10 protein-coding genes and 2 pseudogenes are annotated in these 12,293 nt (G+C 48.9%); 6 read left to right on the top strand and 6 right to left on the bottom strand.

Features of this window, described 5'->3' with window-relative positions; all coding sequences use genetic code 11:
• Positions 1–90: 90 nt before the first annotated feature.
• Positions 91–215 (top strand): annotated as a pseudogene (locus QRN24_RS03530) (LysR family transcriptional regulator); the annotation flags it as partial.
• A gap of 223 nt (positions 216–438) precedes the next feature.
• Positions 439–1,185 (top strand): SDR family oxidoreductase, encoded by a 747-nt coding sequence (locus QRN24_RS03525; RefSeq protein ID WP_279262183.1) that lies wholly within the window; start codon positions 439–441, stop codon positions 1,183–1,185.
• Between the two features lie 283 nt (positions 1,186–1,468).
• On the opposite strand, the gene QRN24_RS03520 is transcribed toward QRN24_RS03525, so the two are convergent.
• Together QRN24_RS03520 and QRN24_RS03515 are read right to left on the bottom strand one after the other, a co-directional pair.
• Positions 1,469–2,143, bottom strand: coding sequence for a glutathione S-transferase family protein (locus QRN24_RS03520; RefSeq protein WP_232946668.1), 675 nt, complete (start codon positions 2,141–2,143; stop codon positions 1,469–1,471).
• 79 nt (positions 2,144–2,222) lie between these two features.
• On the bottom strand, positions 2,223–2,969 hold the full coding sequence (locus QRN24_RS03515; RefSeq protein ID WP_284942342.1) for an SDR family oxidoreductase: 747 nt from the start codon (positions 2,967–2,969) through the stop codon (positions 2,223–2,225).
• A gap of 136 nt (positions 2,970–3,105) precedes the next feature.
• Here QRN24_RS03515 and QRN24_RS03510 point away from each other — a divergent pair, with 136 nt between their 5' ends.
• Positions 3,106–4,008 (top strand): LysR family transcriptional regulator, encoded by a 903-nt coding sequence (locus QRN24_RS03510; RefSeq protein WP_040017377.1) that lies wholly within the window; start codon positions 3,106–3,108, stop codon positions 4,006–4,008.
• 288 nt (positions 4,009–4,296) lie between these two features.
• Entirely contained in the window at positions 4,297–4,803 is a 507-nt protein-coding gene (locus QRN24_RS03505; protein WP_049022516.1) for a P-loop nucleotide/nucleoside kinase family protein, read from the top strand.
• A 218-nt stretch (positions 4,804–5,021) separates the two neighbouring features.
• Here the strand turns inward: QRN24_RS03505 and QRN24_RS03500 are convergent, their stop codons facing one another.
• From QRN24_RS03500 to dcp, 3 genes and pseudogenes are all read right to left on the bottom strand, one after another.
• Positions 5,022–7,418: an AAA family ATPase gene (locus QRN24_RS03500; RefSeq protein ID WP_284942341.1), complete on the bottom strand. Its 2,397-nt coding sequence runs from the start codon at positions 7,416–7,418 to the stop codon at positions 5,022–5,024.
• A gap of 277 nt (positions 7,419–7,695) precedes the next feature.
• A pseudogene (locus QRN24_RS03495) lies at positions 7,696–7,986 on the bottom strand (DUF4113 domain-containing protein); the annotation flags it as partial.
• Between the two features lie 84 nt (positions 7,987–8,070).
• Positions 8,071–10,104 carry a peptidyl-dipeptidase Dcp gene (dcp, locus tag QRN24_RS03490; RefSeq protein WP_284942340.1) on the bottom strand — a complete coding sequence of 678 codons (2,034 nt, stop codon included), beginning with the start codon at positions 10,102–10,104 and terminating at the stop codon, positions 8,071–8,073.
• A gap of 142 nt (positions 10,105–10,246) precedes the next feature.
• On the opposite strand from dcp, the gene ydfG reads away from it, so the two are divergent.
• Positions 10,247–10,993, top strand: coding sequence for a bifunctional NADP-dependent 3-hydroxy acid dehydrogenase/3-hydroxypropionate dehydrogenase YdfG (gene ydfG, locus QRN24_RS03485; protein ID WP_020884259.1), 747 nt, complete (start codon positions 10,247–10,249; stop codon positions 10,991–10,993).
• A gap of 91 nt (positions 10,994–11,084) precedes the next feature.
• Positions 11,085–11,771 carry a GntR family transcriptional regulator gene (locus tag QRN24_RS03480; protein ID WP_014169893.1) on the top strand — a complete coding sequence of 229 codons (687 nt, stop codon included), beginning with the start codon at positions 11,085–11,087 and terminating at the stop codon, positions 11,769–11,771.
• Positions 11,772–11,806: 35 nt separating this feature from the next.
• Here QRN24_RS03480 and QRN24_RS03475 read toward each other — a convergent pair whose 3' ends face one another.
• Positions 11,807–12,238, bottom strand: a complete 432-nt coding sequence (locus QRN24_RS03475; RefSeq protein WP_014169892.1) for a universal stress protein — start codon at positions 12,236–12,238, stop codon at positions 11,807–11,809.
• Between the last annotated feature and the right edge of the window lie 55 nt (positions 12,239–12,293).

Raw genomic sequence — 12,293 nt, 5'->3', positions numbered from 1 at the left:
GGAAATTCTACACGATAGATGTATGCTGACTAGCTAATGATTGCTTAATGGGCTTATAAGCTATAGTTATGTTTTGTGAGTATTTCACTGATGAAACGTAATCTGAATGACCTCCTTTATTTCATTACCGTCACCCGCGAAGGGAGTTTAACCCGTGCGAAGGCTCAACCAGGGGGGCGCAACCGGCTCTCAGCCAGGCAATATCGACGCGGGAATAACGGCTGAAGATCCCCCTGCTCACACGAACTACCCGTAACCTAACTCCAATTAATGAGCTGTACTCATAATCAATATAAGTTTATACGCATTATCGAATTAATGCTCTACTGCTAAGATTATCCCTGTTCAGGAATGTGTCACTGAAGTCTGAAGAGATTGAACCTGATCTCAGTCTGATAGTGGTGACAACAGCCCATCTCCTATCCAGGAAGAGTAAAAATGACAGATAACATCATAGGCAAAGTAATTGTAATCACGGGCGCATCAAGCGGTATGGGTGAAGCGGCTGCACGTTATCTTGCTGAAAAAGGAGCAAAGGTTGTAATGGCTGCGCGGAGAATAGACCGCATTGAGGCCATTGCGAGTGAGCTCCAAAAGCAGAATAAAGAAGCCATCGCCGTCGCAACCGATGTGACGAAACTTGATGACGTAAAGAACCTCATTGAGACTGCGGTCAACAAATTCGGTCGTGTAGATGTTCTTATCAATAATGCCGGCCTGATGCCACTTTCCCGCCTTGAACAGGGAAATGTCGATGAATGGAATCAGATGATTGATGTCAATCTGCGCGGGGTTCTACACGGGATTGCTGCGGTGCTGCCTTATATGAAATCACAAAAAACAGGTCATATCATTAACACCGCATCTGTTGCTGCACACCTTGTCTTCCAGAGTTCTGCTGTCTATTCGGCGACAAAATTTGCTGTTCGTGCATTAACCGATGGTTTGCGCCAGGAAATGGCGGCACATAACATTCGCGTCACGTTAGTCTCCCCCGGTGCTGTTAAAACAGAACTGCTGGAGCATATAACGGATAAAGATGTTAAGGCTGCAAACCAGGATTACGTTGAAAATGTTGGCGTGCCAGCAGAAACCTTTGCACGCATGGTAGCCTTCGCAATTAATGAACCAGAAGATGTTGGTGTGAGTGAAATTATTTTCAGACCAACGGCTCAGGAATTGTAATTAGTTTAGTGGCGGCAACTGGAGAAAAACTATCAGGATTTAGGCTTTCAGATTCGGCATACCCATATACCTTTTCCTAAGCCTAAAAAAACGATTTTTCCTGCACCTAACAGCGAGAAATGTCCGCTTCTGGCACGAAGCGGACAAGATGGCTAGGCTGAAGGTCTGTTGTGAGCGAAAAGCGGAAGTTCGCATTTGTCGTAACAACCGGGAGCTGGGACTATCATTGGCATCTGATAATCAACAGGGAGAAGAGCAGGTCACGGTTTCTCAAAAAATATCTTCAGGCAGCGAGAATTGCAGAATGCTGACGAAGATGATTTTGGAAAAGTTCTGCATAATCTGGTGATACAGCGGCATTTACGCTTTCCCTTTTCGCAAGTGCAGTTTTCCATGCGGAAATCCGCGGAAGTCCCTCAAAAATCGCCTCAGATACTGATGCATCAATGATGGAGAAGTAACGGAAAACAGGAGCGTAGATCGCATCAACCATACTGAATTTGGAACCCGAGAAATAAGGCCCTGAATTCAATTCAGATTCAATATATTCAAGTTGCTCACGGAGCACAGCGCGTTTGCTGTCTGCCATGGCCTGATCAGTCGCATTTAAAAATTGCCAGGCATTTCCAAGCATTAATGTAGAGAACTCGATCCATGCTCGCTGTCTAGCCCTTTCTAATGCATCGTCAGCATACAGCGAATCACCATCTTGCGTTTCATTAAGATACTCGCAGATCACCATGCTCTCAAAAATAATGGCATCTTCGCCCTCTGCATGATGCACTTTAAGTAGCGGTACCTTGCCGGTGGGTGACAGAGCAAAAAACCAGTCAGGCTTCGCCGACAGATCTACATTTACACGGTCAAATGGCACATTTTTTTCGAGAAGAACGATCGCTGAACGCTGCACAAAGGGACACAATGGGTGGCTAATCAGTGTCAGGTCATGGGTAGACATCTCAACCTCCAGATAAAATAATAGCCCGCCGCCATAAAAGGTGGCGTGCTTGATGAATTGTAAATCTTATTTGGGTGGCTTAGATTGAAACGCCGCCGTCGATGATGATTTCTGAACCCACGGTCCAGGCAGACGCATCGGAGGCAAAATAAAGCACCGCTTGCGCGACTTCCTGAGGCTTACCAAAACGACCGGCAGGGATGGTTGCAACGATATCTTTCATCACTTGATCATGATATTCCACGGGGATCCCCGCCTTATCGTAAAGCGGCGTGTCAACCGGGCCTGGGCTCACCGCGTTGATACGGATCCCGCGAGAAAGTAACTCGTTAGACAGTGTTTTCGACATGTTGAGTAATGCGGCTTTGGTGGAGCCATAAACTGAAGAGTTCACCGGGCCCGTGTGCGCATTTATAGATGTATTAAAGACCACTGATGCAGAGTTTGCGAACACTGGCAACAGCGCCTGCATCAGGAAATAAGGACCTTTAACGTTGATATTATAAATGCGGTCGAACATTTCTTCTGTCCATGCCTCAATTGGCATATACATTGATATACCCGCATTCAGGAAAGCAATATCCAGCTCACCAAAATGTTCCTGAACCGTCTGAGCCAGCGCTTTCTGTGCATTCACATCTGCAGAATCCGCGCTCACGACGACCACATCTTTACCCAGCTCGAGTTTCGCCTTTGCGACAGAATCAGGGTTAATACCAGTAACCATTACGCGTGCACCTTCTGCGACAAACAGTTTCGCGGTTGCAAGACCAATACCACTTGTTCCACCCGTGATGAGTGCGCGTTTACCTTGTAATCTGGACATGAACATATCTCCCGTGAGTTTTAACAGCTGATCGGCAAATGACCGATTTGATCGCCACTCTATACTCATGCTTTAAGGGTGATAAGATTGTATTTATGAATATGTTCCATGCGTTAAAAGCATAAATAGGTTTAGGATGGACAGATTACTTTTGATGACATGCTTTGTCCGCACTGCGGAGACAGGCAGCTTTTCTGCAGCAGGCAGGGATTTAGGCTTAGGGCAACCGAACGTGAGTCGTCATGTTGCAACCCTCGAAGAGCATTTGCAGACCAGATTACTCCACCGATCAACCCGCAAGCTTTCCCTGACTCCTGAAGGAGAACGTTATTATCTGGAAGCAAGGCGTATTCTGGAAGCGGTCGAAGAGTCAGAGTCTTCTTTCAGAGAAAATGTGACGCCCACAGGGTTACTGCGCGTTGCTTGTCCCACTGCACTGGCTCACACATTTTTGATTCCGCGCATACCCGATTTTTTAGAACGCTACCCTGAGCTAACACTCGATCTACAGATTAATGACCGCTATATCAATCTCGTTGATGAAGGCGCTGAGCTGGCAATCCGCATTGGTCACCTTGAGGACAGTGCAATGCGTGCCCGCAGACTTGGCATGTATGAGCGAGTCTGTGTTGCCAGTCACAAGTACCTGGCTGAACATGGGATTCCTGACACCCCGGAGGATTTAAAAAAACATGATTGTTTGATCTATACCCTGTTATCAACGGGCGCTACCTGGAGATTTCGGGATATGGATGTGCCTGTTTCTGGCCGGCTCAGGGTCAATTCACCTGAAGCAGTGCAGAAATTTGTCAATGCTGGGGTTGGGATCGCACAGGGCCCAGAATGGTTGTTCGAGGAGGGACTGGCAAATGGCAACTTACAATTATTACTGGCGGATTACACTGCATCTCCCGTTCCCATTCAGGCTGTTTATGTTGCAAATCGACTTTTACCAAAACGCGCGATTGTGTTCATGGATTTTGTTGCTGAGATTTTTGAAAAAAATCCCGGATTCAAAGTTTACAACCCATTGAAATGAAACTGAGATGACGAACTGACCGGCTGGCCGTAAATTGCATAGCAAGGTGTAAATAACTTCCGCTCTTGGCACAGAGCGGCCAAACTCACTGGATTGGACATTCAATGTATAAGGGAAAAAATTGCTGATTTTGCATTCAGGCCCTGTTAACTTGAATGACAATGAAAACACACTCTGTCCTATTCCATTCAATGATTATTATCACCTGTCTGACTCAGGTGGGATAACGTTCGCCATTTTCCCGCCGGTAAGGCGGGCCTTACCGGTAACAATCCAGTGAGGTAAATAATGGATATCGCTTCAGTAACAACGTCAGAAAAACCCACTTTGCACTTGTTATGTGGGAAAATTGCATCAGGCAAATCCACATTGTCAGCAAAGTTAGGTGCATTACCCGGCACCATAATTGTCAGTGAAGATTATTGGCTGGCTGCCCTCTTTGCCAATGAAATGCAATCCATAGCTGATTATGTGCAGTATTCCTCAAGACTCAGAAACGCTATGAAGCCTCATCTGGTGTCGCTACTCAAAGCGGGTTTATCCGTAGTTCTGGATTTTCCGGCAAACACACAAACCAATCGTGAATGGATGATGAGCATCATTAAGGAGTCAGGTGCCAGTAACAGGCTGCATTACCTGAAAGTTACTGATGAAGTATGTAAATCCCGCTTGCGCGCCCGTAATGCAGAAGGAATGCATGAATTTACAGCCTCAGATCAACAATTTGAAACCATAACGCGCTTTTTCGCTGAGCCAACGGCTGATGAAGGGTTTGATATTATTGAATACAGCTGAATTTACCTTTCTGCACAAAGCGGACCGGCATAAGAGCCGCAAGGTCCGCTGTGAGCGAGGAGCGGACATTTACTATTCATACCTGTTTAGCGCCACACTCTTTTGAGTGTTCCGATTGTCCATACATCAGTGAGTACTCTTCCGGCGTGTTTGAGAGGCGCATTCCAGATCCGAATAGCGCCTCGCTCACCGTAAAAAACTCTTTATACTCTTTTTTCCTAAGGTGACCTTGGTGGTTCGCCAATGCTTTTTAACAAGGAGTTGTATTGATGCGGATCTGACGCATAAATCTTATCCAATACGTAGTTTGCCACCTTGGAAATTTCTGGAATCTCCACAGGTTTGAATCCGCGATCAGGGATTGATTCGAGATGTGAAAACTCGTTGTTAAGTCTATTCACAAGAGCTATCGCTGTCGGATCCTCTTCGCCAAAGAATTTCTTGATCCGTTCAAAGGCATCGTTCTTGTCATCATGGTGCGGGAACTTAAAGAACAGAAATGCCTCAAGGAACTTGCGGAGGTTGTTACCGAATCCATAGTATGGTTCATGAGATTCATTCGCTCCACCTTGATTACGGCACTTGTAAATCTGATGAAACAGGTAGTTGAATTCAGTGATGTAGTCTCGCAGATATGAAGGCATCAGGGAAATCTGACTTGCCCCTCCATTTCTCTCAACAATGAAATGTTGGCATCCACCGTGATTCCTCTCATTAGGAAGTGATATTTTCTTTAGATATTTCAAGAAATCTAGGTTGTGAGTGGATATAAAAAGCTGCTTGTAGCGATAGCTGTTTGTTCCATCTGCATTCTTGATGGGTTTCGCAATCAGGCTTTCAATCAAGCTGAACATGAAGAAAATGTGATTTCCGTCTAGGCTGGAAATCGGGTCATCTATATAAATGATCAGATCCTTACCTTTGCTTTCTGGCTCTTCCAACTTGGCTATGAAGTAGCAGAAAGCAATCAGGCTGCATTCGCCTTCGCTCAAGTTGTAGGCAGATTTGCCATCTCTGCTGACTTCAAACTTAACCGAAGTATTCTCAACATTGTCTTTGGCTTCAAGCTCGATGCCGTCATGACCAAAGAAGTGGCTGAGCAACTCATTCACTCGCTCCGCGCCCTTGCGTTCATCCTTCTGCTGACCCTGTAGACGGGTCACTTCGGTTTCTTGTTCAAGAATTTCGGCTTCAGCTTCGGTAAATGCAGTGTTGGCTGTGTCAGCATCTATCTTGAGACTGGCAATACGCGCTAATTCAGTATCGTAGGTGATGTCTGCGATAAAAGACGCCACATCGGTAAGCCGTAGAGATTCTCGTGCTGTGCTTTTATCGTTCTCCAGCGAAATTGTGCGGCCATTATTTTTGGCGATCAGATCATTGATGTCGCCCACGCATTGCTGAATTGCAGTCGGATCATGAATATAGACAGGCATGGGAACCTGCTGAAAAATGGCGTTCTTTCTCTTATCCAACGCCGCCTGCAGAGCTTTGAGGTCCTGCATGTAGCCTTTCAGATGTTCAGCAAGTGCTATCTTGCTGGTATCAAATAATATTTTTTCTTCTGCGTAGAATTTATCGCCAGTCAAAGTCAAGAAGTTAGGAATAGCTTGGATTTCGGTGGCGATAGAAGTCAGACATGAATCGATACTCGACTCCAGAGCCGAGGATTCCTTACTGAAGTGAGAGTCTAATACCTGCCAGATGTCATGAGGAAGATTCTGACGGCAGAATGCGCAAGTGTCCCGCTTATCTTTGTGTAGCGGTATACCTTCCTTCACCCACATCTGGAGAGCCGTCTCATTCAACAACTCCTGAATTGGCAGGGTTGGCTTAATCAATCTTGAAAGGTGTTCTTCAGCTACTTTGCTTATTGATTCGATGTTGAGGTTTATCGATACTGTATCGGTAATATCAGGTAGGGCCTCTTGCTTCAAGAGATTGACCTTGGCTGCTTGTTCTTCGGTTGTCAGAGCTATGAAGCTAGGTTTTTTGACTGAGCCAATGTCTTTTTTGATGCTTTCTATGTTGTAGACAGCAGGACCGTAGATGCGATTCTGTTTAATCTTATTGTTGGCATGAGAACGAAGTTTGCCCTCTAGAGCATCAGACGCAGTTTTATGATTGTCTTTCGTCCGATCTCGCTCTTTCTTTTTAGCTTCAAGCTCATGTCGGAGGCCCGCCTTCGATTCAACACTGCCTAGTCTAGTTTGAATTGCAGTAATGGCATCTTCGATTTCTTTGTTCTTTTCACCAACAATAGCAAACGTCTTGATCTCGCCGTCGGTCTGATTGACCAAGAAGCTTAGGTTATCGCTCACAAAATCCCGGTTGTAGACCCGAACATCGTAGCCATGACCGGCAAGGCCTACCTGTGTCACATCACCTTTGTCACCACGAATAGTGAAATTTGGGTCCACGTAGTTGTGTGGAATGCGCCCCGTTTCCAAAGCGCGGAAAATTCGCGAGAGTGTAGTTTTACCAGAGTAGTTCCGTCCGTAGAGGATGTTGAGCCTCTTGAAATTCTGGACGTTGTTGCCTGCATCTTTAAGGCTATTTTTCCAACTGAGGTCCGTAAAACTACCGAAACTACCGATGTCAACCTGACTAAACATGAACACTCCCCTAGCGCTAGCTATAGGTTGCCAATTTGCAATTGAAACAGATTGTTAATCTAGTCTACTCTGAGTTTAAGGAATGTTTGAATAGGTTATTGATACATTTGATGAATAATTTTATGAACTGAAATTCAACATCCATCTAAATGCCCCTCAAAAAGTTCATAGGTCGAGGTTGGGTAATGAAGCTGGGACCTGCTCCCACCTGGTTGAAGAACATAGAACGTTAGCTATGTCCGATCCTGGCACATAACGGCCCTGGAAATTGGGGAAATCACCGGACCCTTAGCTGATCTGAATATCTGGTCGTATATCTCGGCGACAGCATTTCACGTTTCATCTGCCAATGCTGCTATATGCCCTGCCCTGCAAAGTAAAGCGTGCCTTTCCCGTCTTTCGCATTCAGGTGATCGAGCACCTCAATCAACTTTTCGCTGCCAGCATACAGTGCGTTCTCATCGAAAAGGTTGAGCTGGGACACCCCCTGGCTGAAGAAGTCACCCAACATTATTCCGGCTTTCTGGTAACGATGGCCATCCTTCCAGATTTTATCCAGGCACTTTATGCGGCGTTAATGATTTTGGGGAAGACAAAAGCGGACAAAAAACCGGGCATCGCGCCCGGTTCTGTTCCCATACTAAAAAAGCCCTTAAGCACTCAATCCACGATTCTCCAGCATCGGTTCAATCTTCGGATCGTGGCCACGCCAGTTCCGGTAAAGTTCAGCTAAATCAGTGCTGTTCCCGCGCGACAAAATCGCTTCACGGAATTTCTGTCCGTTTTCGCGAGTCAAACCACCCTGCTCAACAAACCACTGGTAGCCATCGTCTGCCAGCATTTGCGTCCAAAGATAAGCGTAATACCCTGCCGCGTAGCCGCCGCCAAAGATATGGGCGAAGTAGCTGCTGCGATAGCGCGGTGGAACGGCGGGCAGATCCAGCCCCTCTTTGTGCAGTGCTGCCGCTTCAAAGGTGTCAACATCGTCCACGGGTTCGCTGATGCCGTGCCAGTTCATATCCAGCAGCGCAGCGCTAAGCAACTCGGTCATGTCATAACCTTTATTAAACTGCGTCGCGTTAAGCATTTTATCGCGCAGCGCCTCCGGCATCGGCTCTCCGGTCTGATAGTGGCGGGCATAGTGGGCAAACACCTGCGGATGGCTCGCCCAGTGCTCGTTGATTTGCGATGGGAACTCGACAAAATCACGCGGCGTATTGGTGCCGGAGAGGGAGGCGTAGCGCTGGCTGGCAAACAGACCGTGCAGCGTATGACCAAACTCGTGGAACAGAGTGACCACATCGTCCCAGGAGATCAGCGCCGTCTGACCGTTAGCCGGTTTTTGATAGTTGCAGACATTGTAGATAACCGGGCGCGAGGCAAACTCATACGATTGCTCGACGAAATTCCCCATCCACGCCCCACCGGCTTTCGATTCGCGGGCAAAGAAATCACCGTAGAACAGCGCCATCCCTTCGCCGGTGTGGTCGAAAATTTCCCACACGCGGACATCAGGATGGTAAACCGGAATATCGAAACGCTCGACAAAGCGGAGGCCAAACAGCTGGCTTGCAGCCCAGAATACGCCATCCTGCAATACGGTGTTGAGCGCAAAGTACGGCTTGATTTGCGACTCGTCGAGGGCATATTTCGCCTGGCGCACGCGCTCGGCATAAAAGGCCCAGTCCCACGCCTGCACGGTGAACCCGCCCTGCTCGTCATCAATCACTTTTTGGATATCAGCTTGCTCAAGCATCGCTCGGGTGCGTGCGGCGGGCACAATTCCGCGCATAAAAGCCAACGCGGCGGCTGGTGTTTTCGCCATTTGATCGGCGATACTCCAGCTTGCGTAGTCCTCAAACCCCAACAATTTTGCCTGACGCGCGCGCAACGCGGTGAGACGCAGGATCAGTGCCCGGGTATCGTTTTCATCCCCTTTCTGGGTACGCGTCCAGCCCGCGTTAAACAAATTTTCGCGCGTCTGACGGTCACGCAGCGCGGAAAGTGCGGGTTGTTGAGTGGTATTCAGCAGCGGAATCAACCAGCGATCGTTCAGCCCTTTCTCCGCGGCGGCATGGGCAGCCGTCGCAATCTCGTCAGGATTGAGTCCATCAAGCTGATGAGCATAATCCACGACCAGCCCACCGGCTTTGGTGGCGGCCAGCAGACGCTGATTAAACTGGCTGGTGAGGGTAGCCGCCTCGGTATTCAGCGCTTTCAGCTGCGCTTTTTCTGCATCATTCAGCCGCGCACCGGCCAGCACAAAGTGCTGGTACGTCTCTTCTGCCAGCCGACGGGATTCGGCGTCCAGCGCAGCACAATCCTGGCAGACGCTCTCTACGCGAGAGAACAGCGTGTCGTTAAGCCAGATATCGTTCGCCAGGGCAGCAAGCTCGGTAGAGATCTGCTCCTCAAGCGCCTGTAAGTCATCATTGGTGTGCGCAGAGGTCATGGCGAAGAAAACGCTGCTGACACGCGAGAGCATGGCACCGCTTTTTTCGAGCGCCAGCACGGTATTGTTGAAATCGGGGGCGGCCGTTTGCGCGACAATCGCGTCAATTTCGGCTCGCTTCTGGCGTATCGCTTCATCGAATGCCGGGCGGTAGTGGCCGTCGTTGATTTCGTCGAATCGGGGTGCCTGATAAGGCAACAGGCTGCTTTCAAAAAAGGGATTAGTGGCCGACATCTTTCACTCCTGAGTACGGTTATCTTCCCAGAGTAGGCCAGGCCGCCACTGCCTGCAATGCCGTCATACAAATGTTGCCTTAACGCATCCTTCGCGGCCGTGCTATGTTAGTACAACACAAAAAGCGTTGAGGAACAGTGAGATGATTATTTTAGTTACCGGGGCAACGGCAGGTTTTGGTGAAAGCATCACGCGTCGCTTCGTCGCCAACGGGCATAAGGTGATTGCGACGGGTCGTCGTCAGGAGCGTCTGCAGGAGCTGAAAGATGAGCTGGGTGACAGCATCCTGACCGCGCAGCTTGATGTCCGTAATCGTGCCGCCATCGAAGAGATGATTGCTAACCTGCCGGCCGAATGGCGTGCCATTGACCTGCTGGTCAACAATGCCGGTCTGGCGCTCGGTATGGAGCCTGCCCACAAAGCCAGCGTCGAAGACTGGGAAAACATGATCGACACAAACAACAAAGGGCTGGTGTACATGACCCGCGCCGTGCTGCCAGGCATGGTTGAGCGCAATCGCGGCCACATTATTAACATCGGTTCGACCGCCGGAAGCTGGCCTTATGCGGGCGGTAATGTTTATGGCGCGACCAAAGCCTTCGTGCGTCAGTTCAGCCTTAACCTGCGTACCGACCTGCACGGCACCGCCATTCGCGTGACCGATATTGAGCCGGGCCTGGTAGGCGGAACCGAATTTTCCAACGTTCGGTTTAAAGGTGATGACGCGAAAGCAGACAAAACCTACGAGAATGCGAACGCCCTGACGCCGGAAGATGTCACCGAAGCTGTCTGGTGGGTGGCAACGCTGCCAAAACACGTCAACATTAACACGGTAGAAATGATGCCAGTCAGCCAGAGTTTTGGCGGACTTAGCGTCCATCGTGGCTAAAATTGCCCTTCCCGGCCTGCGGGCCGGGTCTGTTTCAGGCCATAAAAGAATGGTAGTATGTTCAGGCTAACTCTCTGAGAAATGACAACTCATGGCCGCTGAATCGCAACTCAATCCTACCCAGCCCGTAAACCAGCAAATCTATCGCATTTTGCGACGTGATATTGTCCATTGCCTGATCCCACCCGGAACGCCGCTCTCTGAAAAAGAGGTGTCCGTGCGGTTTGACGTGTCCCGCCAGCCCGTGCGTGAGGCGTTTATCAAGCTTGCAGAAAACGGTCTGATTCAGATCCGCCCGCAGCGCGGCAGCTATGTGAACAAAATCTCGCTCTCCCAGGTGCGTAACGGCTGTTTTGTCCGTCAGGCCATTGAGTGCGCGGTGGCGCGCCGTGCCGCATCCTTGATTGATGACAACCAGTGCTACCTGCTGGAGCAAAACCTGCATCAGCAGCGTATTGCGATTGACCGCAAACAGCTCAACGACTTCTTCCAGCTTGATGACGAGTTTCACCAGAAGCTGGCGCAAATTGCAGACTGTCAACTGGCCTGGGACACGATTGAAAACATCAAAGCCACCATCGACCGCGTGCGCTATATGAGCCTCGACCACGTCTCACCACCGGAAATGTTGCTCCGACAGCATCATGATATTTTCAGTGCGCTGGAAAAACGCGATCAGGACGGTGTAGAAAAAGCGATGACGCTGCACCTGCAGGAAATCAGCGAATCAGTACAGTTAATTCGTCAGGAAAACAGCGACTGGTTTAGCGAAGAGTAAAATACGCCGCCCCCGTTTCGGTTGCGGCGAAGAGATTAGCGAACCACCAGCACCGGAATACTCGCATAGCGCAGGATAGATTCCGCATTTGAACCGAGCAGATGGGTGCTGATGCTCGGGTTTTTCGACCCGATGACGATCACGTCATATTCCCCTTCTTTGCTCAGTTTGATAATTTCATCACGCACGTTGCCAAAGCAGACCAGGCTGTGGATATTCTCCCCGGGGAGATCAAACAGCCTTTTCAGCTCGTTCATTTTCTTCCCGGATTCAGCGGTCATAAACGCTTCAAACTTTTTGATATCGGCGTTGAATCCGCGCAGCAACGAGCGGCTGCTGTTGGGGAGAATGTTCACCAGCGTAATCGACGCACCTTCCGCCTTTGCAAGGTTGGCCGCGTGGCGAACCGCTTTGTCGCTCAATTCCATTTCAAATACATCAACAGGCATTAAAATCTTCTTATACATAAGCCTGACTCCTTATTCCTGTGAAAGGGGTATTCCCTGCTTCAAGAATGACAGT

Origin of the sequence: Enterobacter sp. MEB024 (genome assembly GCF_030209635.1) — a bacterium.
GTDB lineage: Bacteria > Pseudomonadota > Gammaproteobacteria > Enterobacterales > Enterobacteriaceae > Enterobacter > Enterobacter ludwigii.
Note: the sequence above shows the minus strand (reverse complement) of the source record. Positions and strands in the feature narration are given on the sequence as shown.

Bases quoted from the DNA above. Each gene is read 5' to 3' on its own strand.
- QRN24_RS03525 (WP_279262183.1), top strand. From the start codon at position 439: ATGACAGATAACATCATAGGCAAAGTAATTGTAATCACGGGCGCATCA.
- dcp (WP_284942340.1), bottom strand. From the start codon at position 10,104: ATGTCGGCCACTAATCCCTTTTTTGAAAGCAGCCTGTTGCCTTATCAG.
- QRN24_RS03475 (WP_014169892.1), bottom strand. From the start codon at position 12,238: ATGTATAAGAAGATTTTAATGCCTGTTGATGTATTTGAAATGGAATTG.
- ydfG (WP_020884259.1), top strand. From the start codon at position 10,247: ATGATTATTTTAGTTACCGGGGCAACGGCAGGTTTTGGTGAAAGCATC.
- QRN24_RS03500 (WP_284942341.1), bottom strand. From the start codon at position 7,418: ATGTTTAGTCAGGTTGACATCGGTAGTTTCGGTAGTTTTACGGACCTC.
- QRN24_RS03510 (WP_040017377.1), top strand. From the start codon at position 3,106: ATGGACAGATTACTTTTGATGACATGCTTTGTCCGCACTGCGGAGACA.
- QRN24_RS03515 (WP_284942342.1), bottom strand. From the start codon at position 2,969: ATGTCCAGATTACAAGGTAAACGCGCACTCATCACGGGTGGAACAAGT.
- QRN24_RS03520 (WP_232946668.1), bottom strand. From the start codon at position 2,143: ATGTCTACCCATGACCTGACACTGATTAGCCACCCATTGTGTCCCTTT.
- QRN24_RS03480 (WP_014169893.1), top strand. From the start codon at position 11,085: ATGGCCGCTGAATCGCAACTCAATCCTACCCAGCCCGTAAACCAGCAA.
- QRN24_RS03505 (WP_049022516.1), top strand. From the start codon at position 4,297: ATGGATATCGCTTCAGTAACAACGTCAGAAAAACCCACTTTGCACTTG.